27 protein-coding genes and 3 pseudogenes are annotated in these 26,053 nt (G+C 54.8%); 12 read left to right on the top strand and 18 right to left on the bottom strand.

What is annotated here, in order from left to right; all coding sequences use genetic code 11:
- Positions 1 to 494: 494 nt before the first annotated feature.
- From ACA063_RS15785 to ACA063_RS15765, 5 genes are all read left to right on the top strand, one after another.
- Positions 495 to 1,706, top strand: a complete 1,212-nt coding sequence (locus tag ACA063_RS15785; RefSeq protein ID WP_497662387.1) for a patatin-like phospholipase family protein — start codon at positions 495 to 497, stop codon at positions 1,704 to 1,706.
- Positions 1,703 to 2,827, top strand: a complete 1,125-nt coding sequence (locus ACA063_RS15780) for a ComEC/Rec2 family competence protein (RefSeq protein ID WP_497662386.1) — start codon at positions 1,703 to 1,705, stop codon at positions 2,825 to 2,827. The genes ACA063_RS15785 and ACA063_RS15780 overlap by 4 nt, the downstream gene beginning before the upstream one ends.
- Complete coding sequence (locus ACA063_RS15775; RefSeq protein ID WP_497662385.1) at positions 2,811 to 3,944, top strand: caspase family protein; 1,134 nt, start codon at positions 2,811 to 2,813, stop codon at positions 3,942 to 3,944. Before ACA063_RS15780 ends, ACA063_RS15775 begins: the two co-directional genes overlap by 17 nt.
- A 10-nt stretch (positions 3,945 to 3,954) precedes the next feature.
- Positions 3,955 to 5,193, top strand: a complete 1,239-nt coding sequence (locus ACA063_RS15770) for a hypothetical protein (RefSeq protein WP_497662384.1) — start codon at positions 3,955 to 3,957, stop codon at positions 5,191 to 5,193.
- Between the two features lie 565 nt (positions 5,194 to 5,758).
- A complete protein-coding gene (locus tag ACA063_RS15765; RefSeq protein ID WP_497666602.1) occupies positions 5,759 to 5,890 on the top strand; it encodes a hypothetical protein in 132 nt (43 codons plus the stop codon).
- Here the strand turns inward: ACA063_RS15765 and ACA063_RS15760 are convergent.
- From ACA063_RS15760 to ACA063_RS15750, 3 genes and pseudogenes are all read right to left on the bottom strand, one after another.
- Positions 5,848 to 5,943 (bottom strand): annotated as a pseudogene (locus ACA063_RS15760) (AlpA family transcriptional regulator); the annotation flags it as partial. The gene ACA063_RS15765 and the pseudogene ACA063_RS15760 sit on opposite strands and share 43 nt — an antisense overlap.
- A gap of 115 nt (positions 5,944 to 6,058) precedes the next feature.
- Entirely contained in the window at positions 6,059 to 6,907 is an 849-nt protein-coding gene (locus tag ACA063_RS15755) for a hypothetical protein (RefSeq protein WP_497662383.1), read from the bottom strand.
- A gap of 1,361 nt (positions 6,908 to 8,268) precedes the next feature.
- A pseudogene (locus tag ACA063_RS15750) lies at positions 8,269 to 9,368 on the bottom strand (MFS transporter); the annotation flags it as partial.
- A gap of 89 nt (positions 9,369 to 9,457) precedes the next feature.
- Here ACA063_RS15750 and ACA063_RS15745 point away from each other — a divergent pair.
- Positions 9,458 to 9,835, top strand: coding sequence for an alpha/beta fold hydrolase (locus ACA063_RS15745; protein ID WP_497662382.1), 378 nt, complete (start codon positions 9,458 to 9,460; stop codon positions 9,833 to 9,835).
- On the top strand, positions 9,826 to 10,197 hold the full coding sequence (locus tag ACA063_RS15740) for an alpha/beta fold hydrolase (protein WP_497662381.1): 372 nt from the start codon (positions 9,826 to 9,828) through the stop codon (positions 10,195 to 10,197). The genes ACA063_RS15745 and ACA063_RS15740 overlap by 10 nt, the downstream gene beginning before the upstream one ends.
- Before the next feature lie 196 nt (positions 10,198 to 10,393).
- Here ACA063_RS15740 and ACA063_RS15735 read toward each other — a convergent pair whose 3' ends face one another.
- From ACA063_RS15735 to ACA063_RS15710, 6 genes are all read right to left on the bottom strand, one after another.
- Positions 10,394 to 11,326, bottom strand: a complete 933-nt coding sequence (locus ACA063_RS15735) for a TIGR03571 family LLM class oxidoreductase (RefSeq protein WP_497440849.1) — start codon at positions 11,324 to 11,326, stop codon at positions 10,394 to 10,396.
- A 272-nt stretch (positions 11,327 to 11,598) separates the two neighbouring features.
- Complete coding sequence (locus ACA063_RS15730; RefSeq protein ID WP_497662380.1) at positions 11,599 to 12,018, bottom strand: SRPBCC family protein; 420 nt, start codon at positions 12,016 to 12,018, stop codon at positions 11,599 to 11,601.
- Positions 12,019 to 12,152: 134 nt separating this feature from the next.
- Entirely contained in the window at positions 12,153 to 13,364 is a 1,212-nt protein-coding gene (locus ACA063_RS15725; protein WP_497662379.1) for an MFS transporter, read from the bottom strand.
- Positions 13,361 to 13,753, bottom strand: coding sequence for a GlcG/HbpS family heme-binding protein (locus ACA063_RS15720; RefSeq protein ID WP_497440852.1), 393 nt, complete (start codon positions 13,751 to 13,753; stop codon positions 13,361 to 13,363). The genes ACA063_RS15725 and ACA063_RS15720 overlap by 4 nt, the downstream gene beginning before the upstream one ends.
- Positions 13,754 to 13,837: 84 nt before the next feature.
- The gene (locus ACA063_RS15715; protein ID WP_497662378.1) at positions 13,838 to 14,557 is read right to left on the bottom strand and encodes an IclR family transcriptional regulator; all 720 of its coding nucleotides are present in this window, start codon (positions 14,555 to 14,557) and stop codon (positions 13,838 to 13,840) included.
- A 79-nt stretch (positions 14,558 to 14,636) separates the two neighbouring features.
- Positions 14,637 to 15,023, bottom strand: a complete 387-nt coding sequence (locus ACA063_RS15710; RefSeq protein WP_497662377.1) for an MFS transporter — start codon at positions 15,021 to 15,023, stop codon at positions 14,637 to 14,639.
- On the opposite strand from ACA063_RS15710, the gene ACA063_RS15705 reads away from it, so the two are divergent.
- From ACA063_RS15705 to ACA063_RS15695, 3 genes and pseudogenes are all read left to right on the top strand, one after another.
- Positions 15,013 to 15,408, top strand: coding sequence for an AraC family ligand binding domain-containing protein (locus tag ACA063_RS15705; RefSeq protein ID WP_497662376.1), 396 nt, complete (start codon positions 15,013 to 15,015; stop codon positions 15,406 to 15,408). The genes ACA063_RS15710 and ACA063_RS15705 overlap by 11 nt on opposite strands.
- Positions 15,409 to 15,414: 6 nt before the next feature.
- Positions 15,415 to 15,597, top strand: a pseudogene (locus tag ACA063_RS15700) (AraC family transcriptional regulator); the annotation flags it as partial.
- Positions 15,525 to 15,677: an AraC family transcriptional regulator gene (locus ACA063_RS15695; RefSeq protein WP_497666536.1), complete on the top strand. Its 153-nt coding sequence runs from the start codon at positions 15,525 to 15,527 to the stop codon at positions 15,675 to 15,677. The pseudogene ACA063_RS15700 and the gene ACA063_RS15695, both read left to right, overlap by 73 nt.
- A gap of 111 nt (positions 15,678 to 15,788) precedes the next feature.
- On the opposite strand, the gene ACA063_RS15690 is transcribed toward ACA063_RS15695, so the two are convergent.
- The 3 genes from ACA063_RS15690 to ACA063_RS15680 form a co-directional block, all read right to left on the bottom strand.
- Positions 15,789 to 16,100, bottom strand: a complete 312-nt coding sequence (locus ACA063_RS15690; RefSeq protein ID WP_497662375.1) for an ArsR/SmtB family transcription factor — start codon at positions 16,098 to 16,100, stop codon at positions 15,789 to 15,791.
- A gap of 57 nt (positions 16,101 to 16,157) precedes the next feature.
- Positions 16,158 to 17,279, bottom strand: coding sequence for an alkene reductase (locus tag ACA063_RS15685; RefSeq protein ID WP_497442041.1), 1,122 nt, complete (start codon positions 17,277 to 17,279; stop codon positions 16,158 to 16,160).
- 823 nt (positions 17,280 to 18,102) lie between these two features.
- Positions 18,103 to 18,963 (bottom strand): type 1 glutamine amidotransferase domain-containing protein, encoded by an 861-nt coding sequence (locus tag ACA063_RS15680; RefSeq protein WP_497662374.1) that lies wholly within the window; start codon positions 18,961 to 18,963, stop codon positions 18,103 to 18,105.
- Positions 18,964 to 19,088: 125 nt separating this feature from the next.
- On the opposite strand from ACA063_RS15680, the gene ACA063_RS15675 reads away from it, so the two are divergent.
- A complete protein-coding gene (locus ACA063_RS15675; RefSeq protein ID WP_497662373.1) occupies positions 19,089 to 19,994 on the top strand; it encodes a LysR family transcriptional regulator in 906 nt (301 codons plus the stop codon).
- A gap of 23 nt (positions 19,995 to 20,017) precedes the next feature.
- Here the strand turns inward: ACA063_RS15675 and ACA063_RS15670 are convergent, their stop codons facing one another.
- Positions 20,018 to 21,118, bottom strand: a complete 1,101-nt coding sequence (locus ACA063_RS15670) for an alkene reductase (protein WP_497662372.1) — start codon at positions 21,116 to 21,118, stop codon at positions 20,018 to 20,020.
- Positions 21,119 to 21,356: 238 nt separating this feature from the next.
- Between ACA063_RS15670 and ACA063_RS15665 the strand changes: the two genes are divergently transcribed.
- Positions 21,357 to 22,259, top strand: a complete 903-nt coding sequence (locus ACA063_RS15665; RefSeq protein ID WP_497440861.1) for a LysR family transcriptional regulator — start codon at positions 21,357 to 21,359, stop codon at positions 22,257 to 22,259.
- Between the two features lie 14 nt (positions 22,260 to 22,273).
- On the opposite strand, the gene ACA063_RS15660 is transcribed toward ACA063_RS15665, so the two are convergent.
- The 5 genes from ACA063_RS15660 to ACA063_RS15640 are packed head-to-tail and all read right to left on the bottom strand — an operon-like array spanning position 22,274 to position 25,886.
- The gene (locus tag ACA063_RS15660) at positions 22,274 to 22,693 is read right to left on the bottom strand and encodes an SRPBCC family protein (RefSeq protein WP_497662371.1); all 420 of its coding nucleotides are present in this window, start codon (positions 22,691 to 22,693) and stop codon (positions 22,274 to 22,276) included.
- Positions 22,694 to 22,720: 27 nt separating this feature from the next.
- Entirely contained in the window at positions 22,721 to 23,977 is a 1,257-nt protein-coding gene (locus ACA063_RS15655) for an Nramp family divalent metal transporter (protein ID WP_497662370.1), read from the bottom strand.
- Between the two features lie 39 nt (positions 23,978 to 24,016).
- Complete coding sequence (locus tag ACA063_RS15650) at positions 24,017 to 24,394, bottom strand: hypothetical protein (protein ID WP_497662369.1); 378 nt, start codon at positions 24,392 to 24,394, stop codon at positions 24,017 to 24,019.
- The gene (locus tag ACA063_RS15645) at positions 24,391 to 25,449 is read right to left on the bottom strand and encodes an L-dopachrome tautomerase-related protein (protein ID WP_497662368.1); all 1,059 of its coding nucleotides are present in this window, start codon (positions 25,447 to 25,449) and stop codon (positions 24,391 to 24,393) included. Before ACA063_RS15645 ends, ACA063_RS15650 begins: the two co-directional genes overlap by 4 nt.
- Positions 25,446 to 25,886, bottom strand: a complete 441-nt coding sequence (locus tag ACA063_RS15640) for a cupin domain-containing protein (RefSeq protein WP_497662367.1) — start codon at positions 25,884 to 25,886, stop codon at positions 25,446 to 25,448. Before ACA063_RS15640 ends, ACA063_RS15645 begins: the two co-directional genes overlap by 4 nt.
- Between the last annotated feature and the right edge of the window lie 167 nt (positions 25,887 to 26,053).

Below are 26,053 nucleotides of genomic sequence, written 5' to 3'. Positions count from 1 at the left end.
GCCAGAACGAGGCGGCGAGTTGGCTTCTCTGGTAATAGAATTAATAGCGAAAATTCATATGCTATTTCTTTGACGTTACTCTTAGGATCCGCTTGACTTGTAGTCAGGTTTCAGGGGAGGGGTGGATGCATTGGCGCTGATGTTTTTTTTATAGTCTTTCGGCATTTTTTTACTTGACCTACTTCAGGGCGGCCAACCATGCCAATTAACATAAGGAAGTCTGAACAAAAGAGCGATCTGAATGCCTATGTTGGCGGTGCTTTTCCAACTATAAGCGGTATAAAAACTTCTGACGCTTTTTGTCGTTATCGACGGCGAGCCGCAGTTTCAGGTCTGAGGTCCAATGGAGCTAAAAGTCAGCGACAGTCCCGTCGGTCCAGGCGGTTCAAGAGGACAACGGAGGTTTAATTGTCCTGCATTCTGATGACTACAACATTCCTGGCATAGCTCGCGAGTGAACCCTGATCCAATAATTGGTTCTGGAGATCTGTCTCATGCCTGTCGTGGAACCCATCACGAATCATCCTGAGCCGGACGAACCCAGGCCATTGCGCGAGAGTATGGCACTTGCACTTTCCGGAGGTGGCTATCGTGCAATGCTGTTCCACACAGGAACCCTATGGAGACTAGGGCAGCTCGGCTTTTATCAGGATCGTCCGCTTGACCGAATGGACGCCAGCGGCGACTTCGTGAGTGTGGGCAAGCTTGAACGGATATCCAGTGTTTCAGGGGGCTCCATTGTGTCTGCGAAATTAGCGTTGGAGTTTGGTTCACTTGAAAAACTCGGGCCGGTTGAATTCGATAAGGCATATAGAGAGCTTGTCGTAGACCCAATACGCCATTTGGCAGATACCACCCTCGCAGGGATGTCGGCCAAGGGTGTTTTTAAGATTATCAAGTACATAGTAATGCCCGGAGAGGTGAACGCGCATGTCGCCAAGGCGCTTGACGACGCACTGTATCAAGGCAGGAAACTTCAGGATCTCCCTGATCGCATGCGCTTTATCTTTAACGCCTCAAACTTGCAGTCGGGTGCAGTCTGGCGCTTTTCCAGACCCTATATGGGCGACTGGAAAGTGGGAAGGGTCATGAACCCGAAATTTCCGGTAGCCCAGGCGGTTGGTGCGTCTGCTGCATTTCCTCCGATTCTGGCACCCGCGACCCTGAATCTTCAGAACAGCGATTTTGATCAGGAAGGGAAGCCCTTTCTGCGCTATGCACCCTATACCAATTCTATAGCCCTTGCTGATGGCGGGGCCTACGACAATCTCGGATTGGAGACCTGTTACAAATCTTTCCGAACCCTGTTTGTCAGTAACGCTGGAAAGCCTTTTTCCGAACAGCCCAAAATTTCCGTCAATTGGGTTTCCTTGGGTAGTCGCTGTCTCGACGTGATGGATAACCAAGTATTGAGTCTCAGAAAGCGTCTGCTGATTCAGGCCTTTAAAGATCGTGAGCGATATGGCGCCTTTTGGGATATCAAACAAGATATCGGGGTCCACAAACTTCCCGATTGTCTGCCTTGCCCGTACGACAGTACACGTAAGCTGGCTCAAGTCCCTACAGACCTCGCAACTAAAGACATTGAAACCCAGAAACGCCTGATCAACTGGGGCTATGCGGTTGCCGATGCCGCCATACGGTCTCACTTCAACAGGAGCTTGCAACCTCCCGAGAGTTTTCCCTATCCGGAGAGCGGTGTATGAGCAATTCAATTTTCTCCATAACGCTAATGCCGGCCAGCGAAGGTGATTGTCTCTGGATTGAGTATGGCGATGCTGCCGCACCCAATAGAGTGCTGTTCGATATGGGACGCCAAAGTACCTACGCACATGTCAAACAGAGGTTTGAAAAACTGAGCCCGGACCAGCGTAAGTTCGAGTTGCTGGTGATCTCACATATCGACCGTGACCATATCGAGGGGGCCTTGGCATTTTTCGCCGACCCTGAACCACTGGTCACATTCAAGGAAATCTGGTTCAACGGATATCGACACTTGGTCGCCCCCGATATGGAGTCCTTCAGTGTTATCCAGGGTGAAGCCCTGTCAGGCTACCTGAAAGACTTGGGCCCAGCCTGGAACCGGCAGTTTAACTTGGGCGCTGTAGTCTGCGATAAAGAGGGGGCACTGCCCGTTATCCAACTGGCGGGAGGTCTGAAGTTGACGTTGGTATCGCCCACCAGGGCCAAGCTAGATGAGCTGGCGGAGGAGTGGGCGAACGAATGCCTCAAAGCAGGCATCGTTCATCCGGAAACATTCATAGCTGACCCCGCGGAAGATGAAGCGTATGGCGCCCCGGACATAAACTTGCTCGCCAATGAGGTATTTACCACGGACACCGCTGTCGCCAACGGCAGCAGCATCGCCTTCATCGCGGAGTTCGAAGGGGTGTCGATACTGCTTGCTGCGGACGCGCACCCTGATGTGTTGATCGACTCATTGGGCAAGCTGCTGGCTGGAACAGGTGCTGAAAAAATACGCCTGGATGCAGTCAAGGTTTCCCATCATGGTAGCTCGCACAACACCTCCAATGAGCTGTTGGCCCTGATCGATTGCCCAAAGTGGTTAGTGTCGACTAACGGAAACTACTTCAAGCACCCGTCACCCTCCACGATTGCGCGTCTGATCAAGATGGGTAATGCCAAAGAAATCGTCTTCAACTATCGATCGGATGAAACCGCTGTTTGGGACATTGACGCGATAAAGAGAGAGCGAAATTACACCACTCTTTTCCCCGACGATAACCAGCAAGGTGAGATAGAGGTCGAGTTGTTGCCGAAGTCAAACGTATCGCCATCGAGGTTCGACAATGACCCTGATGTATGAAAGCCAGGCCTACCTGGATCATCCAGATGCGCCGGGAACCCATGCCTTGATCGTCGGGATTGGCAATTATCCGTATCTCCTGGGCGGCGCGGAGGAGGTAAGGCCCAATCGGCTCCCTTTAGCGCAGCTCACTTCCTCGCCTGTTTCCGCCTACGCGGTGGTCGACTGGATGCTGGGCACCAATACTTATGCTGGTCACCCTGAAGCGAAGCTCAATAATCCTGCAGCTCCCTTGGCAACCGTTGATTTGCTGGTTTCCGAGGCATCGCCAGCAGCGGATCCTGCGTCAATACCGACCATGGCCAATCTGAAAACGGCCATCAACCAGTGGGTCGCGCGCTGCAATACTCATTCCGACAACGTCGCATTTCTTTATTTATGCGGACACGGCTTGAAAGTGCGCGATCTGGTACTGCTGACCAGCGACTTTGGCAAACCGGGGGAACTGAGCATTTGGAACCAGGCCCTGAGCCTGGATTCCATACGACTGGGAATGCGCAAATGCAGTGCCCAGTCGCAGTTCATGTTCTTCGATTGTTGTCGTAGCTACCCGGTCGCTTTTACCGATGTTTTTGCGACTGGAAACCAGATGTTCGATGCTTTGATGGACCATGCAGACAATCGAAACTATCTGGCAATGAACTCGACTCTTGAAGGGTCGCAGGCATTCGGTACCGCTGGTGAACCCTCCCACTTCACCAAGGCACTGCTCGAGGGTTTGAGTGGCTTTGCATCAGAAAACCGCGGAGGAGGGTGGGTTGTGACAAACAGCAGCCTGGCGAGTGCAACACACCGCATCATGCGTTTCGACTCCGGCGCTTCGGTGAACAGGCAACTGGTGGTTTCCGAGGCACCCGGTGATGCAACTCTTCATGTGCTCCGGGGATTGCCCAAGGTCAAGACTCGTGTGCAATGCCTGCCACCCGTTCCGGTGATTCCAGTGACTTATCAACTCAAACGTTCCGGACTTGTTCACCACGAAGCTATAAATCAGCCATTGCGAGCCGATATCGAGCCAGGAGAGTGGCGCGTCGAAATGGGTGTCGGCGGTCAATGGACGCAACATGATCAAATGATTTATCCGCCGACTTGCGATCACCCGTTCAAATATCCGTGAGGTTCTGCGCATGGCCATTATCAACTTGGTAATCGATCTGCCGCCGTCCTTTCAGGACAAATTCGTCGCGACCTGGGACATCATTAACTCAGACATGGAAATTTGCATACGAGGTGCATTTTTTTCGGAAAGCACGGTCTCGCTGGAGTGGGGGAATACGGGACGATACTGGGCACGCATCCACCTGCCTAACGGTGAATCCCAGTCCCTTGTGTTCATGGTGACGGGCAAAGATGAAACCGTTGAGGTCCGATTCCAGCTGGACGTCGGTAGCCAGCATGAGTGGTTGAGTTGGGCAAGCATCGGAGAGTCCTCGGAGCTGGTGCAACAGGGTTTCGATGGACCAGCTATGGACGATTTATGGACGCGTGCATGGAAATACAGCGATGAACAATGGAGTCCATCCCTAGAGGCGGTCGATGCAGTCGTCAATCACGATACCGGGCTATACCAGCTGGAGCTGGATTCATCATGCCGGGATCCCTTGATGCTGGAAATCGGTGGCCCCGACATTGCCACGCGTTTTGTGGTGATGCCGCAGCAAGGTTTTTCCCGACTTCTCATCATCACCAAGTCTGGTAACGACCTGTCAGAACCAGCGGATGACAGGATTGAGGTGGCGGTGTCGCTGCGCAATTCGGTCGCCGACAATCTGGTTCGATTTCTGTCCGCATCGCAATCCAGCTCGGATCAGGTATCAGACCAGGATCTATTGGCAAAATGTAAGGAATTGCTGAATCAGAAGGCTCAGGATCCGCTTGCAGCCATCGTGGGTGGTTACTTCATATTGCAACACCGGCGTGATGTCCCGATTGACTGGCTGAAGAAGCTTGCTCTACTGACGCCGTGGATGGCCGATGGTTACATACAATATGCCAACGCGTTGTTGCTTGTTGAGGGCAGCAGCAATGTACCCATGGCCGTGGAGGCCTTGATACAGGCTTCTGAACGTGGATATCCATTGTTCCGGCGTGGGATGCGCCTGTTCCTGGACACACTGCGTATTCTCGAGTCTGTTAAGGCAATAGAGCAGACTCACCGGCTTATGAAGCAGGCAGAGCTTTATGCGCAAGTATTAGCGGCGGATACCCGTCAGAGTGCATTCACATCATTCTATGGGACGAGCCCGAATACTCCGATCAAACCAACGTTGTCGCAAGAGTCCGTTAAACCGCAACTATCGTCTGGAATAGCAGAGAGTTACGGCTTCAGGAGAATCCTGTCTGGCGATAATGTTCGAAAAAAGTGAAACGGAAAACACAACCATCTACCTCGCTTTTAACGTGTCTGATGTGTGATTATTTCAGGGGAGAAAAAACTGCTTTCTAGTGGAAAAGGACATGCAGTTGTGGGTGTAATTGGCTTAAAGCCAATCGCCGCAAGGTTGACTGGGATGCATATCTGTCAACGACCGGGCCTCCTCATTCTCAGCCGTCACCTGTCGTATCTGCAGCAATCACGACCAATAAGGCTAATACAATCCACATGCCGGACGTTCAAGGCGAAACATTACTGATGTTGTCCACATTCGAAACTCTGAGTGAGTAGTTACCTTTGCAGCGCGATATTTAGGCCCAGCATCGGCTGTCTTTAAGGTGGTCAGCGCAATGCCGATTCATGACGGCACAAGCCGGCACTCACCGTGGTAGAGCAGTCTCCAGTTGGGCGTAGGGACCGCCTCGGAGCCTCTGAGCCTCTTAACGGTACCGATAGCAAAGATCATCACACGCATGGCGTGCCATGCACTAGGCTTATGGTGAGTAGCTGTCGTTGATCTATTTAATCAGCTCAAAATAGTGCAAGGAGCAGTTGATATGACGCAACCAGGGCTGGAAGAGGATAGAGATGACTTGGTGGAGCGCCTCGTCATCGAAGTGATGGAGATCGAGCGCCAATATGGGTTGAAGCCAGTTTTTCGCTCCACCTCGTCACGCCGCATGATGTGACGTTCGACCTGCGGTTGAGGTGTTTCAACGATGGGTGAGGATTGGCTGGACATGCTGGTCACTCCTGGCGCCGGCTGGCGCGTGGTGGGAAGTGACCAGTATTGAATAGCAGAAATGGGAAAGAGTCATTGCACTGCAATCGAGAGCATTGCAGTGCAATGTTGTGGCTCAGGTGGCTTTTTTGAGGCTGCGGTTAGCTGCGGCGAATTTTTCATCTAGTGTGCGTTTACTGAGGCCAGGAATGTTTTTATAGCGGACGGTCACAGCATCGACAATTGCAGCTTGGCTTTTGAACACTGAAAGGGGTTTGCCCGCAGGTGATTGTCCCAGAAGGACATTGAGTAAGGCGCCAATGATCTGCTGGTACACAATTTCGCTACGCTCATCAATTCGTCCATGTGACTTGACAAGTTCCTTTAGATTCTCTTGCTCAAGCCCAAGAACTTGGAGATCGGCCACAACCTCCTGATGGTGACGCTGTAGCGTGTTAAGTTCGCGTAGAAGGACGTCACGATCTGCTTGAAGTGCAAAATAAGCACCTAAGCTAATTTTTTCACAAATATTATCTGCTGAGCCAAAAAGAAAGTCGGGTCTCTGGTCAGAGTAGTGGGTGTGCATCCAGTGGCGTAAATCAGAATGACGCACAGTTAATTGAGTGGGCTCCACGTAGCTTCCCTGAGGGACCGAAATGCCGAGGCAGCCATAGGGTAATTCCCCATTTCGAACTGCATCGTAAATTCTTTCGGTATTTGCATGAAGGCCTGGCCACTGAGGAAACAGAATTCCAAGTTTCTCTGGGCAATGCCAGGCGGCTTGTAATATATGTGTTTCGTATCGTGTGAGGTTACACCAACGCAACGCTGCTTCGATAGGGCGATAAAATGTTTTTGCATGCGGATTGAAAGCGTAGGTAAACATAGGCGGACGAATCTCCATTCCATATGGACAAGCCTCCCGCTCGATATTTCTACATCGCCCGCCAAGTTGGAATACTGAGAGCGACAGCAATAGAATCATGTGCGCGAGATTCGCTGATGTTCGACAACCTAGATGGTCGTCTTGACACGAGGCTATTAATGGCTGAGTTAAAGGTCATGTGTAAAAGACATTGCTTCCTGGCGCAGCCGAACTTGTGGGATTGATCATCGCTGGATAGCAGCCACGGTTACGTGGCTCTTCAGGTCTTAAATAAGAATACTTAAATTTGCGCAGTTTTAGACCTAAATAAATATTCCCCGTCGTGCTAGCCGACAATATGGCGCTCTCCGGTCGCAGTCCTATTAGCTGTTTCAGAGGCGGCCGATCGGGATAGAATGTTCTCGGCCAAATGCGAGGCCGGAACTCCCGATATAGTGGAAAAGTCTGCACTTGCCTGCTTAATACAGAAAAAACCATTGATCTCGCTGTAAGTACTATTCCGTGTTTGTGAGGATTAACAGTACCGTATTCAATGCTATTTCGTAGGTTGAGAGTATTGTAGGGCTCGAATAATATGCTCATGAGGATCCATCCTCCATTCTAATAGGAGTCGAACGCGGAATTCACGCGTCTAACAGAATTTTTCACAACAGCGGTTTGAATTTTACAGGTGGTGATATGAGTCGGGTATGTTTTTTTATTAACAATAGTTGTGAACAAATTTCACAGGTGGAGGGGGGCTGCTCGTAGGAAAAAATACAGGTAGAAATAAACAGCAACAAGGGCGTGGATATTTGGAGAAAATGCTTTTTTTAACGCTTTGCTTATGGTTGTGGTGTGGAGCAGACCGTCATGGAACCTCGGAACCTGTTCGTGGACCAGGGAGACCTTGACTGTAGGTGTTAGATAGTCGCCTCCCAAAGGAGGGCGCCTAAGGTTGTGCTGCTCTTGAGAGGTTACAAACATGGGCGGGCAAAGGCGTGAGGAAGAATCAATAATAGAGAAAATCGTGTATTGGCGTAGTCACTTTGCTGTGGGTAAGTGCTTGGGTTGTAAGCAGTGTTTTGTTGTTTGAGTGGTGTGCCTATTACAGTGCTTCTAGAGTCGGGTTTTGTTTGGTTAGTGGGTATTCTTGGTTCTTCTCTCCATACGATATTTTATCGACGTGCTTATGCACAAACACATATTGTTTTACGATTGTCTGATGTGCATTTTCGTTATGGCATGCATTTACCTTGGGCTCAAGGATTGATCAGAAGGCTTGATGTTGGTCAGTCGCCTCCCAATATCTGTTACAGTTGAGCCCGATTGAGGGGGACTTGCGTGGTGCTATTGACCCAAGCGCTTTCTGTTTCTAGCGGGGGGGGGGCGGTAGCATATTGATGAAGTCGGTGGCGCCTAACAATAGCGTTCACGGGCTGAAGCCAATGTGAGGTTGTTTAGCCTCAGCCAATGACTCTTCAACGACTGCACTGGTCAGGAAGATTGGGCTCGGACGCTCTATACTGCTGGAGGTAGATAAAGAAAACTGCGGTGAGGATCGTCATGGCTCCTATTGTCACGCCAACCCAGGGTAGGTTGGCAAGATCTGATCCACTGGCTATCACCAATCCGCCTATCCAGGCGCCACCTGCATTACCGAGGTTGAATGCACTATGGTTAGAGTCGAACTGAGGTTGGGTGCTTCCCTGGATTGGTCAATGACCATTAGTTGCAGCATTGGATATAGGGTGAACGAAAAAACGCCCCAAAACAACACCGTTATAGTTGCCAGAATTACTGAGTGGACAGTCTGGGTTAAGATTGAGAGTGTTATTGCCACCGCTACTGCCATTCCTAGGAGTGACAGGAGAAGATGCTTGTCGGCCAGTCGACCGCCAACCACGCTACCAGCAGTCAAGCCTACACCGAATAGTAACAATATCAGTGTGATTCCGCTGGGTGATACTCCTGTTACGTTTTGTAGGATCGGTGCAATGTAGGTGTATACGCTGAATAGGCTGGAGGAGGCTAGAACACTCATGCCTAGTGCCAACAATACTTTTTTGTTAAGAAGCACTCTTAGCTCACGCGTTAGATTGGTCTTTTCTATAGCGAGATTTTTTGGCAGCCAGACCCATAGAGCGATGGTCGAAATCCCACCGATAATTGAGACTACCCAGAAAGTGGATCTCCAGCCTGCGTATTGTCCGAGGGCGGTTCCTAGTGGCACGCCTAGCACATTGGCGAGGGTTAGTCCGGCGAATATTAGTCCAATTGCCTGAGCGCGCTTATCTGGATGTACCAACTTGGCGGCGACCAGTGACGCAATGCCAAAAAAAGTACCGTGGCACAGAGCGGTGATTACCCTGGCAGCCATTAAGGTTGTGTAGTTTGGTGCAATTGCACAAAAAATATTACCCAAAATTAAAATCAAGGACAGTCCTAGAAGAACTTTTTGACGCCCAACGTTGGCGGTTCCGATCGCGAGTATGGGACCCCCAAATACTACACCTAGGGCATAACCTTTAATTAATAGACCCGCATCCGGGATGCTGACTCCAAGATCCTGGGCTACATCGGATCGCCGGTGATGCGCGCCCAGTGGCGTAATGATTCGTCGTGGCACATTGAGCATATCGACTTCACTGCAAACAGCAGGAGCACACAATGAACGAGTTAGAAAACAGCACTTCAATACGCAGTATCAACGGTGTCGATATTTTTGTTCGTGACACCGGTGAGCAACATCTTCCAACGGTACTTGCATTGCATTCACTCTTTCTAGACGGGCGAATGTTTCAAGCGTTTGCGCAGCGTGCCAAGGGTAGGTTTCGGGTGGTCAGCCCGGATTTTCGTGGACAGGGACGAAACGCCCCGGTGAACGTGGATTTGGTGAGCATGGAGACTCACGCTGCTGACATCGATGTCCTCATCGACAGCCTCGGTTTGAGTCAGATTCGATTACTGGCTCAGTCGATTGGGGGGGCGACGTCGGTCTTCGTGTCGTCCATCGTCGACCTCAACTCTTTCACTCAATGGCGTTGATTGGTTCCTCGGCACGCTCCGAGCCTGCTGAAAAAATAGAGGGCCTCGACAGCTGGGTCGATGGGATTCGCGCGAGCGGTTTTACCGGTCAGATTCTCGATGAAACCGTCAACGTCATGTTTGGTTCGACGACCCGAAACGATCCAGCGAAGGTCGATGAAATGAAACTGTGGCGAGGCCGGATCGCTGAAACCACCAGTGGGTTGGCTCCCCAACTTGCCGGAGTTAACGCGCGAGGAAATCTTCTCGACGTCCTTCACGAAATCCCGGTGCCGGCCTTGGTGATCTGCGGCGACGAGGACATTGCCCGACCAGTTGCCTGGTCTCAGGAAACGGCCAGTGCACTGCCACGCTCGGAGTAAATAGTCATGCTGGGTGTCGGGCACAGTCCAACCATTGAACAACCGGCAATTGTTCTCTCTAAACTCATGACCTTTTTTACCTGACCAAATTCAACAATCGCGATGAATTTGAAACGGGGTTGAGGGAGTATCAAGCTGGAGCCAAGTGGCCTGAGCCCTGTGGAATACAGGACTCAGGCCCATAGTGGGCAGCGAGTCAGACTACGCCGTGAAATCTGGGCAAAACGTACTCGGCAATCTCTTCAACCACCTCCACAACGGGTCGTTCGCTGTGACGCAGATGCAGGCCAACATGCTGCACACCCGACTCACGTAACGCCTCTAGCTCCTCGATGAGTGCCATGCGACCGCCGCGACCACCGAAACGCAGCGGTTTCATGGGCGAATGGGGATTGGCTTCAAGGTCCAGGTGCAAAAAGCTGATATAAGGTTTGTCAGCACCCACCTCACGCCAGAGCCCTACACGCCGACGATGTTCCTGCGGCGTTCCAGGGTAGGCGAGCCAACCATCCATGTGTTCTCCAATCCAGGCGGGTGATTGTTGGCCAAGTCCGGCAACCAGCAGGGGGAAGGGCTCTGCACGCTGCGGTAATAGTTGGGCTCCCTCCGGAAGACGTCCAGCGCCCTGGCTTTTCAACAGGTCAACAGTGCTGCGAAAATGCGCTCCCCGTTGGTCGTAGTCGACACCGAACAGTGGGTACTCCATCGGTCGATCGCCACTGGCCACCCCCAATAGCAAGCGACCCCCGCTCAGCTCGTCGATGCTATTGGCAGCTTTGAGAGTCAACCACGGTTGTCGTAGCGGCAACACTACCGCGGCGGTGCCGAGCATGATGTTTTGAGTGATGCCGGCCAAATAGCCCAGGTAGGAAAAGGTCTCGAAAACCTGTGCAGCGTCTCCAAAGTTCGGATCATAGACCGGTACATCACGCACCCACAGGGCTCGAAAACCACTGTTGTCCGCCAATCGGGCCAGTTGGGCATGTTGCTTCAGGTCAGGGACGCCAAATGGGCGTTTTTCTGCCATACGCAAGCGTTGGCCGGCAGTGGACCAATCATTGTCCAGCGGTAATTCCAGTCCGATGGAGAAGTTGTTGGGGCCGAGTAAACGTTGAAAATGTGAGTTCATCAGGTCTCCTGCGCCTTGCATGATGCAGAGCTAACTCTACGGGTAATTGCCGGTAGTATCTGCGTCCTCAGCCGAGAGAAAAATGCGTCGGCAAGCACAATAGTCTTGATCAAAATGCACGATTGGACCGCTTTCCCTGTCGGGAGGGGGGAGCTACGCCGAAGAAGTTCAGGGAAATAATGGCCTGGCGTTGGGACGTAACTTTCATGTCGATGTGATCCTGCACACACCGCAGCGCTTCAGTGCGGCGTTGCAGACCCCGACTGCCATTGTCAGTCCGTGGACTCGATGATGATTTTGAGACGCTCCAGTCCGGTGCGGTAGAGAACCTCGAAATGCTCCACTACTTCAGCTTCGTCAGCACCCTGAACCACAAAGGTACTGGACCAGCAAGCCAGCGTCCCGCCTTTGCCGTCATCCTGTGCTGACATCGTGCCGATATAGTCAGTGACGGGCGATGGGCCTTCCAGCAGGGCATAGCTGTAGCGTTTCTCCGCTTCATCAAACGTGAGCAGGCGTTCGACGATGATCGCACCATCGGCGGTTTTCAGATGGCGCAAGCGACCTGCGTCACTGAGGGTGCTGCTGGCAATGACATCAAGCCAGCGGGGCAGCCAATCAAAGCCACCGAGAAGTGACCAGACGTGTTCGACGGGGCGTTCAATAGTAATCCGGACGTGGACGTCACTCATGTTTTCACCTGTGGGGTAGAAGGGTATTCAAAGTTGAACTGACGCAACCCGCCACATTGGCGGCGCTGATCAGCGGGTAAATCTACAAATAACGGAGCAGACGCTGGCAAAGCCTGTCGGACGCACGAATAGCCTTAACTGGCCGTCGAGCGGGGGCGATGCAAGCCTGGTTTTTTTCGGTTGAGCGACACCAGCCAGACCAGCGGCAACTGTGCAAGGATCACAGTCACGACACCTGTCCAGGGTGTGAGAGCAATCTGCCCGTTGTCGACCAGGGCACTGCCGCTGGTTTCTCCCAAGGCAATGCCCAGGTTGAAGGCTGAAATGTTCAGCGCCGAAGCGAACGCCACCGCGTGCGGGGTATAGCGCTCGGCGGTGGCCAGCATGCCGGCCTGGGCGGCGGGAGAGAGACCGAACGCCAGCGCCCCCCAGAAAAATAGCATCACCACCATCGGCAACTGATAGGGCAACAGCAGCGCGACCGCAGCCAGCACGAGTGCCAGTAGCATGAAGATTATTCGCAATGCCGGTTGCCAGCCCATCGTGGCCGCGAGTCGGCCCCCTACGAAATTACCGACCAGGGTCGCCGCGCCGAAAACGACCAACAGCAAACTGGCGCTCGCGGGGGAAAAGCCGCTGATGTCGGTGAGGATTGGTGTGATAAAGGTGAAGGCGGCAAAGCTTGAACCGAAACCCAACACCGTCACGGCCATCATCGCCAAAATGGCCGGGTGTCCGAGTGCCCCCAACTGAGTGACAGCTTTGCCCGACGGCGGCGTCGGCACGCTGGGCAACCACCGCGCGGTAGCCATCAAGGCCAGGGCGGCCAGCAGCGCGACCGCATAAAACGGCAATCGCCACCCCATCGCGTTACCCAGCAAGCTGCCAATCGGCACACCGATGACCATCGCGAGCGTCAGACCCGCGAACATCACTGCGATGGCTTTGCTTGCCTGTCCCTTCGGGGCCAGGCTGGCGGCGACGGTGGCACCGATGGCAAAGAAGCTGCCATGAGCGAGCGCGGTGATGATGCGTCCTGCCAGTAACCAAGGGTAATCGGTGGAGAGCGCTGCCAGCAGATTCCCGCCCAGAAACAGCGCAATCAGCGCCAGCAGCACCGGTTTTCGCGGCAAGCGCGCCAGAGCCAGTACGGTCAGTGGTGTACCGAGCGCCAGCGCCAACGCGTACAGCCCGACCAGGTTTCCCGCGCGCGCCAGGGGTATATCGAGGTCAGAAGCGATAGCCGGGAGAATGCCCACGACAATGAACTCGGCCATACCGATAGCGAAGGCTGTCACCGCCAACGCCAGCACGCCAGGATGAATACGTTGCGTGGATCGGTTCATGGACGGCCCGCTGCCTGCAGGGCTATCACCTGGTCCGCCTCGACGGTGGCCCCGGCGACGCCAACGGCGCCGATGACCTTGCCGTGTTCATCACGCAGCACCACGCCACCACCAAAGCTGATCAGCCCACCGTTGGTGGCTTCCAGCGAGTAGATAGACCCGCCTGGTTGCGCTTCGGCGCCCAGTTCGGCGCTGTCGGTACGAAACAACGCAGCCGTGCGCGCTTTTTTCAGCGAAACATCGATGGCGCCCGGCACGGCGTCATCCATGCGGACGAAATGGCGCAGAAGCCCGGCATCGTCGACCACGCTGATGCAGACGGCGAAGCCTTGATCCCGCGCCTGCGCTTGTGCACGGTTAATGACCTGCTGGGACAATTGCTCAAACATTCGGGACTCCATTGAATAAAACGACAGAACCGCGATGATCCCGACGATTGCTTTTCAAGGGAATATGCCCCAGGCCATTGACGGCTAAAGTTTGAGCATGTCGAACATTTCTCGCATGGCGTGGGTCGCCAGCTTGCACAATTCTGTCTTGGGCAAGCGTGAGGCGGGCGCGGCAACACCGAGCGCCGCCACCACTCGACCTTGCAAGCGCAGGGGTAGGGCGACGCAGTTAAGCCCGGGCTCGGCTTCTTCGAGGTCTAACGCATAGCCATGGGTGACGATACCTGCCAACTCGATTTCGAGTTCCGCGGGTAGCAAGTCCGCTCGGCGCAGGCTGCGGCGCAAGTCCTCGTCAAAGGCCAGGAATATTTTACCGATGGCCGAGGTGGTCAGCCCCGCACGACGTCCACGCGGACTTGCAACGCGCAAATTGCCGCTGCCTTCCAGGGCATCCATATAAAGGTATTCGCGAGTACCGCAGGGCACCGCGAGGAAACAGGTTTCACCACTGTGTTCCGCCAGCGTGCGTAGCGCAGGGGCAAAGGCTTCACGTAGCAACGCATCTGCGTCGCTCAACGGTTGAGCAATTTCGCGCAGGCGTAAACCTAGAGCATAGTGGGTGCCGCGGCGGGCAATGTAGCCCAGGGCGGCCAGCGTATTGAGCAAGCCGTGCAAGGTGCTTTTGTGCAAACCGGATTGCGCCGCAAGGTCCACCAACCGGATTTCGCCACCTGCCGCTGCGATGGTTTCAAGGATCATCATCGCGCGTTCGACGGACTGTATGCCTTTGTTCTCGTTGATCATGTGAGGGACGTTCGTTTGCCTGCAATGAGTCTGAGTTCCACGAGGCGTAGTGCCTCGTGGTTTGGCGAAAGCCCGGCTATCAGGTTCTCACAGGTTCTTGACGCGCGGGGGCGCGACGACTGCCCATGAGTCGCATGATTATCCATGCAGTCAGGTAAGAACTCGCGCAAACGATGAAAATCAGGTTGTAGCCGAGGGTGAGATTTTCCATTGTTTTGTAGTGCTCCAGAACAAGGCCGACGATAAACGGAAAGATCATCCCGCCCACAGACCCTGCCGTGCCACCGATGCCCATGACCGAGGCGACCTGCGAGCGTGGGAAATTGTCCGCCACGGTGGTGAACAGGTTGGCTGACCATCCCTGATGCGCAGCCGCTGCCAGGCTCAGCAGACCGACCATGACCCACATGTTGTCGACGTAGCTGGAGAATCCGATCGGTAAAACCAATACCGCCATGATCAGCATTGCAAAAAATCTTCCAGAAACACCTGGCACGATCCAGCCTATGCCTGCGGGTGAAGTACACGACGGTATTAGCGCCGGTGACGACTCCTACACGCTCAAGACATTTCGAGTTTCTGTTGATCTTCTGAGCGGTATCACCGAAGAAATCACTGGGCAAGATCAGTTCCCCGCATTGGGTGCTGCGGTGCTCCATGATCCTTCGCTTGCGGGTCATCTTGTTCGGTTGAACGATGCGTTGCAGGCAGGTCAGGAGTCTGAGCCGCTGGAGGTGCAATCAGAATGGCTGATGCTGCTGGACCGGCTCTTCAGTCAAACGCGCATGATCAAGCCGCAGTCCGTCAAAGGCACGCTCACGCCCGTGCAGTGGCTGCGGGTGAGGGATTAATGTGATGTGCATCTAGCCGAAAAGATAACCTTGGAAGAACTCGCCGCGCTTTGTTGTCTCGAACGTTTTCACTTCCTGAAGCTGTTCAAGCAAACGGTCGGAATGACGCCTCTTGCTTGGCTTGTGAGGCTAAGACTGGAGCGGGCCTGCATACTGCTAAGTCATACACTCCACTGCTTGACGCAAGTAGCGCAGGAGGTTCTTACGATCAGAGCCATTTCAACAGAGCATTTAGACAGGCGTTCGGTGTCGCCCCTTCGCAATACTGATCTATTTCGCATCAGCGCTCTGCTGAACACCATAATTAAGCCCATAAGTCTGGCATCATGCCAGCCATGAGGCTCCCTTCGATCTCAGTCAGTAATGCCTAGGGGCAGGGCTCAAACGTTCAACTCGGAATGCAGTTCGGACAACGCGACAAAAAGTTGCTCATCGTTCCGCTTGTAGTAAGTCCATTTTCCAATTTTTGTTGCGGTCACGAAATCCATGTCTTGAAGAACCTTTAGGCAAAGGGATGTTGCAGGTTGCGACATCCCCGCTTTGTCTTGGATCAAGCTTGCGCATACACCGTATACGCTGAAGTCATAGAGCTGGCTGTAGCTCTCGAAAGACTTGTGCGGATTTGCCAGCCAGGCGAGTACAGCTCGTCGGGTCGGATGAGACAAGACCTTAAGTGCTTCGCTTAGCTCCATAAACCTTGGACCTTGACTTTAATGTGGGGCTGCCCCATTTGGTGACCGCGCACGCTATCAGGTGCTGTGCGGATAGTCGATGTATCCCCGCTCCCCACCGCCATACAGAGTTGAAGGATCTACGGGGTTTAGGGGTTGGTCTTCTTTGAAACGTTGCGGTAGGTCTGGGTTTGCGATGAACGTGCGTCCGAAGCCGAAAAAGTCGCCGTAACCAGTCGAGAGAATGCGCTTGGCTTTCTCGTGAGTGTAGTTACCGGCATACATGATTGGGCCCGAGAACGTATCACGCAGTGCCTGTCGGAATGAATCTGGAAGATCAGGGCTATTGTCCCAATCTGCTTCTGCAATTGAAAGGTACCCGATGCGCAAACCTTCCAGTATTTTGGTCGCTTCGACGTAGGTCTCGTGCGGATCTTTTTCGACCAGCCCCAAATAGACCCGTTCTTCATCCGTCGATTCAAACAACGGCGCGAAGCGTACACCAACGCGCTCGTTTCCGAATACACCGATGACTGCTTCAGTCACTTCACGTAGGAACCGCAGTCGGTTTGTGAGTGGTCCCCCGTACTCGTCAGTTCTGCGATTAGTGTGCTCTGAGATGAATTGGTTGATGAGGTATCCATTGGCGGAGTGCAGCTCAACGCCATCGAACCCCGCACGCTTCGCATTTTGAGCGGCTCGGCGATAAAGCTCTACCAACTCCTTAACCTGAAGAGTAGTCAATTCTTGCGGCATGCTCGGATCTGCTAATTTTCCCTGGTTAGGGCCGGTTTCAATGAATACTTTAACGTTGGTCGCACGGATAGCGGAAGGCGCAATTGGAGGCTGATTATCTGGCTGCAAGCTGACGTGGGAAACGCGGCCAACGTGCCAGAGTTGGCAGAAGATGGTGCCACCTTCGGCATGAACTGCTTCGGTCACCTGACGCCAGCCTTCGACCTGTTCGTCACTGTAAATACCGGGCGTCCAAGCATAGCCTTGGCCGCGTGGCTCGATCTGAGAACCTTCGGTGACCATGAAGCCAGCTGTAGCGCGTTGGCGGTAGTACGCTGCCATGAGCGAGTTCGGTACGTTGCCTGGCTGCGAGCTTCTGGAACGAGTCAGTGGGGGTAATACGATACGATTTCGAAGCACCATGCTGCCAAGGTTCATAGGATCAAAAAGATTGCGAGAGGACATTGTTGAGCCCATAAGGGTAGGTGAGTGTGCAAATACATTAACACATAAGAATGTGTAAATGTGTTGTTGCGACGCGTTCATTCGTATTCCCATGTCGCATGGATTGGCAAAAAAAAATCCCAGCTTCGTGCAGTTAACAACTGGGCAGCGCGGATGCCCCAAAGTGCATCCAAGGCTCATGTGGCGGACAGCTCGCGGCTGTATTTTCAGCTTCCCGATGGAGGAGGACGTCTCCTGCGACGAGATTTCGCCAGTTCCGTAAAGCGCTCAATTTTTTACAAGTGGAGGAGCAGGCGTGTCCCTTACCTTGACGCCATTGAGAGCGGAAGTGGCGACCACCTCCATCCATTAGTACGGGTCGAGAAACGAAATCTGCATTGAGGTAAAGAAATGACGCAACTCGCTTACTACAGCAGCGATGAACTGACGATGCGCACTCAGGTGTTGCATTGCTCCTCAGTCGATGACGAAGAAGTAGCTGCCGGAGTTGTTTCTGGTGGGGCCTTCAGTATAACCAAGGCAACTACAGCGATGACAAGTCTGGCTAGTCATTTTTACTCATTCCATTATTCCTTCCGCTTCAGTGGTATTTACGGACGAAAAGCCGGGAGATGCTGCGCTTGTCTGCCAACGTGCCCATAGAGTCGTACGCTTTTATAGTGGTAAATAACTGCTTGACCGACTAGTCGTAGCTCCTTTCATTTGTGCCTCCATTTCACAAGTGGAGGCGCTTCAGGCCACCGCCTATATGTTGCGCTAGCGGCGGCCTGAAGCAAGGCCCGGCACTGTAATGTCCTTGCAAAAACGCGATTTTTTGAATCGATCAGCCTTTCGCTTGGCTCTGGGTTTTCAGGCGCTCGAGTATCACCTTTCCCACGTCTAGCGCTGAACCAGGGTTTTGCCGGGTCACCAGTTCGCGGTCGATGACGACATGGGTGCTCCACGGCGAGGTGTTGCTGCTGTAGACGCCTCCCGCTTGTTCCAGCGCCGTTTGCGGATAGAACTTCATTGCGCCGCCATTCAACAAGCCCTTGGCCAGTTCCTCTTCCTGATTGCTGATAACCGTGAATTTATAGCCGGCGTAGGTCCAGCCTTTTGTCGAGGCGTTGCCGCCGGTTTCGAGTTGTCGGGTGAAAGCGGCCGGGTCGGCCAGGGTCGACAGCAGGGCAATCGGGCCGTGGCAGACGAGGGCGGTGGTCTTGCCGTTGTCATGGAAGTTGTTCAGCAGTTTGCCCAGCGCGGCGCTGTGCAGCAGGTCCTGCATCGGCGCGTGGCCGCCGGGGACGTAGACGGCATCGAACTGTTCGTAGCCGATCTGTTCGATCCGCGCCAGGCTGATGACCGGCGACTCACCCGTCGAGGTGATTTTCAGTTGATCCAGCAGCGCTTTGTGCGCCTGCAAGACCGCGACGTCATTGTTGAAATACATCTTGTCGTTGGACGATTGGTCCAGGGTCGGTGCCTTGCCGGTCGGGGTGGCGAAGGTCACTGAGTGCCCGGCATCGAGCAGCAGTTTCACCGGTTGCATCAGTTCGTTCAGGTAGAACCCGGTGGCGAAGACCTTGTTGTCCTTGAGGTCGAGGTGGTCGGAGTCTGACAACACGATCAGGACATTGCCGGCCTGTGCGTTGAAGGCGGCAGCGGAAATGGTCATTACAAGAGCGAGTCTGGCGATAGGGCGCATGGGAGATCCCGAACAGTGAGTTGTGATTGATCCAGCGGTCGCTTGATCGATCACGCAACTATATTCATGCCTCCATGGGCGATAAACTCGCTGTAAAGGAAAGAACTTGTTCTTTGGAGGTAAGGGTGAGCCGTCGATTCGATTATCTCGCGGACGTTGAAGTGTTCGTCACCGTGGTGGAAAAGGGCTCGTTGAGCGCCGGCGCAGTGTTTCTGGCGACCACGCCGTCGGTGGTCAGCCGGGCGATCTCTCGCCTGGAAGCGCGCCTCGGCGTCCAGCTGCTGCGACGCACGACCCGGCGGCTGAGCCTGACCGAGGCGGGCCTGCTTTACCTTGAACAATCCCGCGCGGCATTCGCGCTAATCGATGATGCCGAGCGGACGATCCAGGGGCAGGAAGGCGAGTTGACCGGTCGTGTGCGGCTCAGTGTGCCGACGACCTACGGGCATTACCGGTTGCCGCCATTGCTGTCTCGCTTTACCCGGCAGTACCCGCAGGTGCGCATCGAGTTGAGCATCAGCAATCGGAATGTGGACCTGGTGGCGGAAGGGTATGACCTGGTGATTCGTCTCGGGCAATTGCCGGACAGTGGCCTGATCGGCCGCAAGCTTGAAGACGCGGGTTTGTGCCTGGTCGCCGCGCCGAAGTACCTGAGCCGTGCCGGCACACCGCGCAGTGTCGACGAACTGTCGGCGCATGCCTGCCTGCCGTTTGTGATGCCCAGCAGCGGCCGCGTCGGGCCCTGGCTGTTCCGCGAACAGGGGGTGGATCGGGAGTGGATACCCGAGGCGAATGTTCAGGTGTCCGACGATGTGCTGGGCATTGTGTCTCTGGCCGAGCACGGCATGGGGATCTGCCAGACCTACGACTTTATTGTCCGCGAACGGATTCAAAGTGGACACCTGGTCCCGCTGCTCGAACAGTCGGGTGGACGGTCCCGACCGTTCTCGGTGATTTATCCACCCCATCGCCAATTGTCGGCGACGGCGCGGGCGCTGATCGACTTCCTGACACAGGAGGTGGCTGACTAAGCCAGCACACCACTCAAGTAACTTCAAATGATCGAGTAGTTTGGGTAGTCGGTATACCCGTTGGCTCCGCCACCATAGCTCAGTGCCCGGTCTGGTTTTAATAGCGGCCAATTATTTTCCAGGCGTTCAACCAGATCAGGGTTCGCGATGAAGGGCTCTCCAAACGCTGCGATATCGATCAACCCATCGCGCAGGAATTGCTCCGCACGTTCTTTGGTCATGCCCCCTGCAAGAACCAGTATTCCGTGGTAGCGGCTGCGAAATTTTTTCAGAAAATCGCCTGGAATCGGCGAGCTGCCACGCGACAGCTGATCCATGAAATGGACGTAGGCCAATCCACGCCTGGAAAGCTGATCGGCAACATACAGGTAGGTCTCTTCGATATCCTCGTACAGCCCCATATCGAACAGGCCACCAAAGGGCGACAGGCGTATGGCCGTGCGTTGCGCACCAATTCGCTCAATGACGCTATCGACCACCTCCAACAAGAAGCGTGAGCGGTTTTCGAGGGTGTCGCTGCGGTACTCATCCGTGCGGTCATTGACCAGCGGATTGAGGAACTGCTCGATCAGATAGCCGTTGGCACCATGCAGCTCAATGCCATCGAAGCCGGCATCAATAGCATTGGCGGCTGCCTGAGCAAAGTCACCAATCACCTCTTTGACTTCGTGAGTGCTGAGGGCGCGGGGTTTGGAGACATCGACCGGCCCGGGTTCGCCACGCTCGGTCATGCCCCAGGCCTGGGAGTCGCGGGCAATCTGAGCGGTCGAGCTGACCGGCGCAATACCGTCTGGTTGAATGCTGACATGGGAGACGCGCCCGACATGCCATAGCTGCGTGAAGATAACACCGCCGGCATCGTGGACCGCTTGAGTCACTTTTCTCCAGCCATTGATCTGTGGCTTGGTGTAGATGCCGGGGATAGCCAGAAACCCTTCGGCCGAGCGCGAAATCGGAGTGCCCTCGGTAATGATCAATCCAGCGCTGGCTCGTTGGCTGTAGTAAAGCGCAGTGAGATCGGTGGCAACGCCATCCGGCGCACGCGCCCGGGTCATAGGCGCCATGGCGATGCGATTGCGCAACGTCAACGCGCCGACATGGCAGGGTTCAAATAATGAGTTCATGGGATCCCGTCCTTTCCTGATGATTCTCAAAAAGGTAGGTGCATTGATGCCGACTGATAATCCAACGTGGCTGAAAATGATCTGTGAGGCCATTTCACAAGTTAGAAAGCACGGGCCTGGATAGCCCATGTTATGAATGTATTTCACAAGTCTAATGAACAATAAGCCAACTATTCCGACGTATCCTTCCGTGTCGCTTGTGATATTTTTTCACTAATCGATGAAGTGGAGAAATGACGTGGATAACAGAGCGGGCGAGATGCTGGTATTTGTGCGGGTCGTCGATGCCGGCAGCTTTTCGCAAGCGGCGCGTCAGATGCTGATGACACCATCAACAGTCAGTAAGCTGATTGTTCGTCTGGAGTTGCGTCTGGGCGTTCGTCTGCTCGAGCGCTCCACACGTAAACTGTCGCTGACCGATGAGGGACGTATTTACTACGAACGCAGTAACGCTTTGCTGGCAGAACTCGATGATGTCGAAAGAGTGTTGGCACAAGGCGCACAGAAAGCACGCGGAACCGTGCGAATCAATGCATCGGTAGCGTTTGGCACGCTGGCAATCGAACCCAACTTGCCGGCCTTCTGGGAAGCCCATCCTAACATTCAGATCAACCTGTCCTTGTCCGATGACATCGTCGACATGTACCTAGATCGAACCGACATTGCCTTCCGGGTAGGTGTATTAAATGATTCAACGCTACGAGCGAGAAAGATCGGTATCGCTCGGCGAAAGATCGTTGCATCCCCGGCATATCTGGAAAAATACGGCCTTCCCGACACCCTCGAAGACCTCGCCGAGCATAATTGTCTGAGCTTCAACTTTCGGCGTTCCAGCCCCGTGTGGCCCATGCATCAGAGTGGCCGCATCGTTGATCGGATCGTCCAGGGCAACCTGCAAGCCAACAATGGCGAGACCGTTAGGCGTATGGCTATCGCGGGGGTGGGGATTGCCCGATTGGCGGACTTTCACATCGATGAGGATCTCGCCGCTGGCCGGTTGATCGAGCTACTCGCGCAAACCGGCCATGACTGCGAGGAAGTCCATGCGCTGTATCAGGGAGGACAGCATGTGCCCCAGCGTATCCGAACGTTCCTCGACTTTATGGTGCCGCGACTGCAAGCGTTCATGAATCGGGGGTGAGCCGCGTACCGTCGTCAGTCCGTGGATTCGACGACCGCTTTCAGGCGCTCCAGCCCTGCGAGGTAAAGTGCCTCGAAATGCCCGATGACCTCGGCCTCATCTGCGCCCTGGACGAGAAAAGTGCTGGACCAGGACGCCAGTGTCCCCCCGTTGCCATCGTCCTTCGCTGACATCGTGCCTACATAATCAGTGACTGGCGAAGGCCCCTCAAGCAGGGCGTAGCTGTAGTGCTTTTCGTCTTCGTCGAACGTGAGCAAACGCTCGACAATGATCGCACCGTCGGCGGTTTTCAGGTGACGCAAACGTCCGCCATCACTGAGGGTGCTGCTTGCGATGACATTGAGCCAGCGAGGTAGCCAATCAAACCCGCCAAGTAGCGCCCATACCTGTTCGGCAGGACGTGCAATGCTAATCAAGATACGGACTTCACTCATGTTTTTACCTGTATGGGAGGAGGGCATTCAAAGAATGACTGATGTAACCAACCAGAGATTGGCGGCGCTGATCAGCAGGAAAATACACCAGGCCATAAAGGCGACCGGGCGTGAGATAGCAAAATCGCCCATCAGCGTTTTATCGCTGGTGAAACGAATCAACGGATAGACCGCAAACGGCAGCTGCACTGACAACACCACCTGAGAAAACACCAACAGATCACCCAACGCGGAGTCGCCCAGCCAGAGAATCCCGCACAACGCTGGCACCATGGCCAGCAGACGTGTGACTACGCGCTGTTTCCACAATGAAACCTTCAGTTTCAAGAACCCTTCGAGCACGACCTGGCCGGCGAGGGTGCCGGTCAACGTCGCGCTTTGACCTGAGGCGAGCAGTGCCAGGGCGAACAGCACAGCGGAGATGGCCACACCTGTCAGGGGGGCCAGTAATTGATGGGCCTGCTCGATCCCGCCAATGCTAGTGTGCCCGCTGTCGTGGAAGACGGCGGCGGCCACCAGCAGAATGGCAACTTGCACGGCGGCCGCAATTGAAAGCGCGCGGATCGTATCGTTGGAACCCCGGTGCAGGGACTGTTTTATCTGCTCACCGTCATGTGTGACGCTATCGGACCGGGCCAGTGATGAATGCAGGTACAGATTGTGGGGCATGACGGTGGCGCCGATGATGCCCACCGCGATGAACAGCGCCCCTGGCTGAGCCAGCGTGTCCAATGACGGAATGAACCCCTGAAACATGGCGTTGGTATCGAGCGTGATCAGAGCCAGCTCAATGGCAAAGCACAGGACAATGGTCGCCACCAGCGCCAGGACGATCTTCTGCACTCGGCCACTGGCGGCACCCTTCAAGCCGAGGATGACCAGTGTGCTGACAGCGGTCAGCACGATGCCGACGGTCAGTGGCAGGTTGAACAGTAATTTGAACGCCAGCGCCGCACCCAGGACCTCGGCGATGTCGGTGGCGACGATGGCTATCTCCGCCATTGCCCAGTGCGCGAGTGTGGCTTGTCGGCCGTAGCGAAGACGACAGGTCTGGGCAAGATCCTGACCTGTGACGACGCCCAGACGCAAAGCCAGTGTTTGCAAAAGCATGGCCGCCAGACTCGACAACACCACCATGAACAGCAGGCTGTAACCGAACTGAGCGCCGGCAGCGATTCCGGTAGCCCAGTTGCCGGGATCCATGTAACCCACTGCAATCAACAGTCCGGGACCCATCAGCAGCGAAAGGCGCCCAGGGGCTGTCGATTGTTTATTGGCGGGCATTCCGGGGTGCTCCGACAACGAGGTTTTTGCCGTCATCGATCAGTCCGCCCTTCGTGGTCTCAAAAGATGGGGCACGTGCGCCAGCACCAAGGTATGGATGAACAGTAGAAGACCTGCAACCGACAGGGTTTGCGAAACTCGCCCGCTCAAACATTGGGCCAGCAGCAAGCAAACCAGAGCAGCCAATTGGGTCAGTAAGCGGTGGGCCAACACGGTTCGTGAGGAATTCGCCACGTCGAACAGGCAGCCCGGCCATTGGGCCGGCCTGGCTCGCGAGAGCGTTATGGCCGCGATCGCCACCACGGCGTAGATCGAAATGCCGATACCCGTACCGCCTTCAGTCAGCAGCAAGCCTACAGCGCTGGCCGTCATCAACAGCAGTGCAATAACAACTGACACAGCGGGGCTATTGCTCATGGTGTTGCGCTCAACTCCATCGGTGCGCTCACCCGCAAACGCAGAACATGAAACGGTGGTTGGCTGTCGTCCTCACCTGCATTGAGCAGTGGGTGGCGGTGCAACTGGTTAGCCGTGATGTAGAGCCATTCCCCCTGGGCATCGAGCTCAACGCCGTCCGGCCAGGCGAGCAATCGATCGTCCTGGGCAAGAATGCGGTAGCCGGCAGGTGACGCCAGCCCGATCGCATTATTCGCGATGTCGGTGACATAGACGTTGCCCTCTGCGTCGACATCAAACCCGTCGCAATGAGGCTTGTCGCACCAGTACTCAACAGCCTCGCTCAGCGGTGCGATGTCGGCGGGTTCCGCGAGGACTCCGGTTGATACCCGATAGACCTTGCGTGCGGACATCGAACCGAAATAAACCCAGCGGCCCAGCGGGTCGATCGCGATGGGATTGAGGCCGTAGCGGTAAGGAATGACTTCGCCTTCTGGCGTGCGCCGTGAAAGGGCTTTTCCACCGATCATCAGCGGCACATCTCCAGGCATCAACCCCGGGTAGCACTCAAGCGATCGCCATGAAAGACCTGTTTGCAGGTCGACCACGACAATGGCCGGGTAGTCGCTTTCACCATTGGGGTTCATCGTCATGTCGGCGATGTAAATGCGCTGATGCCGCCAATCGATCACGAAGTCCTGAGTGAAAGAGCTTGGGCGAAGCACGTTCTGCGGTAGCACGATCAGGCGGTGCAGGCGATCTTCTTGATCGTTCCAGGCGATGAGGCGCGGCTGTAGGCCCGGTCCGCCCATATCGAGTATCCAGACGATCCCCTGAGGGTCGGTGCGGATGCCGATCACAGCGGACATCCCTCGACCGTCCGTACCCGGTTTGCCCGCCCAGGTTTCATTGGGGTAGGCCGGATGCTGACCCTCCCGGGCCACCGCACGCACCGAGATGTCCGGCGCGATGATGGCGGATACCGACACCAGCACCCGCCCATCCGGCATCACGGTCGGGTTGCCCGGGCGCTCAACCGGAAACGTCGCAAAAATCTCCAGTTGATGGGTGTTCATGACAGAGCCTTGACGAAGGAAGCAGCGGTGCCCGCGGTCGGGTCGACGAAGATGATGTCGCTGGGGTCGCGCCGTGGCGTATCGACAGACACCATGAACAGTGGATGCTCGAGGATCTCTGGCATGCCGTGGATGGTGAATTTCTTGAAGAACAACATCTCGCCGGGACCGACTTCGAACGGTTCACGGTCTCCCATGAAAAACGTAGCGCGCCCGGACATAACGATGAGGTATTCATCACAGGTCGCGTGGTAATGCGCAGGTGTCGGGTGGTAGACACGAAAGACCCGGGCGCTGGCCTCGTCTTCGTCGGTCAGCCTTGAATCAACCAGCAGCGTGTCGGCGGTCTCGGGGAACGTCTTGACGATCGCATCGAGATCAAACGAGGCATGGGGCGCAGCCTCTACCAGTTTTTTTCGGGTGCTTGCTTCGGTCATCTTGAAACCCTCATTCAGGTGTCCTTTTCAGGGGACGCTGCGATGTTGTTTGTGGGTTCAGGATAAGCATTGAACTGATTGCGGAGAACGCTGCGGGGGGGCACAAGATTTGAGAATTGAAATAACAACTGTGTTTTAACCAGAGCGCTTGGGAGCTGATTAGACGT

It is taken from the genome of Pseudomonas sp. LBUM1643 (assembly GCF_059716215.1).
The sequence above is the reverse complement of the archived record's forward strand: the minus strand, read 5'-3'. Positions and strand labels throughout refer to the sequence as shown.

Bases quoted from the DNA above. Each gene is read 5' to 3' on its own strand.
- ACA063_RS15670 (WP_497662372.1), bottom strand. From the start codon at position 21,118: ATGAACTCATTATTTGAACCCTGCCATGTCGGCGCGTTGACGTTGCGC.
- ACA063_RS15645 (WP_497662368.1), bottom strand. From the start codon at position 25,449: ATGAACACCCATCAACTGGAGATTTTTGCGACGTTTCCGGTTGAGCGC.
- ACA063_RS15715 (WP_497662378.1), bottom strand. From the start codon at position 14,557: ATGATCAACGAGAACAAAGGCATACAGTCCGTCGAACGCGCGATGATG.
- ACA063_RS15745 (WP_497662382.1), top strand. From the start codon at position 9,458: ATGAACGAGTTAGAAAACAGCACTTCAATACGCAGTATCAACGGTGTC.
- ACA063_RS15685 (WP_497442041.1), bottom strand. From the start codon at position 17,279: ATGTCCTCTCGCAATCTTTTTGATCCTATGAACCTTGGCAGCATGGTG.
- ACA063_RS15740 (WP_497662381.1), top strand. From the start codon at position 9,826: ATGGCGTTGATTGGTTCCTCGGCACGCTCCGAGCCTGCTGAAAAAATA.
- ACA063_RS15785 (WP_497662387.1), top strand. From the start codon at position 495: ATGCCTGTCGTGGAACCCATCACGAATCATCCTGAGCCGGACGAACCC.
- ACA063_RS15765 (WP_497666602.1), top strand. From the start codon at position 5,759: ATGACGCAACCAGGGCTGGAAGAGGATAGAGATGACTTGGTGGAGCGC.
- ACA063_RS15660 (WP_497662371.1), bottom strand. From the start codon at position 22,693: ATGAGTGAAGTCCGTATCTTGATTAGCATTGCACGTCCTGCCGAACAG.
- ACA063_RS15755 (WP_497662383.1), bottom strand. From the start codon at position 6,907: ATGATTCTATTGCTGTCGCTCTCAGTATTCCAACTTGGCGGGCGATGT.
- ACA063_RS15770 (WP_497662384.1), top strand. From the start codon at position 3,955: ATGGCCATTATCAACTTGGTAATCGATCTGCCGCCGTCCTTTCAGGAC.
- ACA063_RS15735 (WP_497440849.1), bottom strand. From the start codon at position 11,326: ATGAACTCACATTTTCAACGTTTACTCGGCCCCAACAACTTCTCCATC.
- ACA063_RS15705 (WP_497662376.1), top strand. From the start codon at position 15,013: ATGATCAGCATTGCAAAAAATCTTCCAGAAACACCTGGCACGATCCAG.
- ACA063_RS15725 (WP_497662379.1), bottom strand. From the start codon at position 13,364: ATGAACCGATCCACGCAACGTATTCATCCTGGCGTGCTGGCGTTGGCG.
- ACA063_RS15680 (WP_497662374.1), bottom strand. From the start codon at position 18,963: ATGCGCCCTATCGCCAGACTCGCTCTTGTAATGACCATTTCCGCTGCC.
- ACA063_RS15730 (WP_497662380.1), bottom strand. From the start codon at position 12,018: ATGAGTGACGTCCACGTCCGGATTACTATTGAACGCCCCGTCGAACAC.
- ACA063_RS15720 (WP_497440852.1), bottom strand. From the start codon at position 13,753: ATGTTTGAGCAATTGTCCCAGCAGGTCATTAACCGTGCACAAGCGCAG.
- ACA063_RS15640 (WP_497662367.1), bottom strand. From the start codon at position 25,886: ATGACCGAAGCAAGCACCCGAAAAAAACTGGTAGAGGCTGCGCCCCAT.
- ACA063_RS15780 (WP_497662386.1), top strand. From the start codon at position 1,703: ATGAGCAATTCAATTTTCTCCATAACGCTAATGCCGGCCAGCGAAGGT.
- ACA063_RS15690 (WP_497662375.1), bottom strand. From the start codon at position 16,100: ATGGAGCTAAGCGAAGCACTTAAGGTCTTGTCTCATCCGACCCGACGA.
- ACA063_RS15775 (WP_497662385.1), top strand. From the start codon at position 2,811: ATGACCCTGATGTATGAAAGCCAGGCCTACCTGGATCATCCAGATGCG.
- ACA063_RS15655 (WP_497662370.1), bottom strand. From the start codon at position 23,977: ATGCCCGCCAATAAACAATCGACAGCCCCTGGGCGCCTTTCGCTGCTG.
- ACA063_RS15650 (WP_497662369.1), bottom strand. From the start codon at position 24,394: ATGAGCAATAGCCCCGCTGTGTCAGTTGTTATTGCACTGCTGTTGATG.
- ACA063_RS15710 (WP_497662377.1), bottom strand. From the start codon at position 15,023: ATGCTGATCATGGCGGTATTGGTTTTACCGATCGGATTCTCCAGCTAC.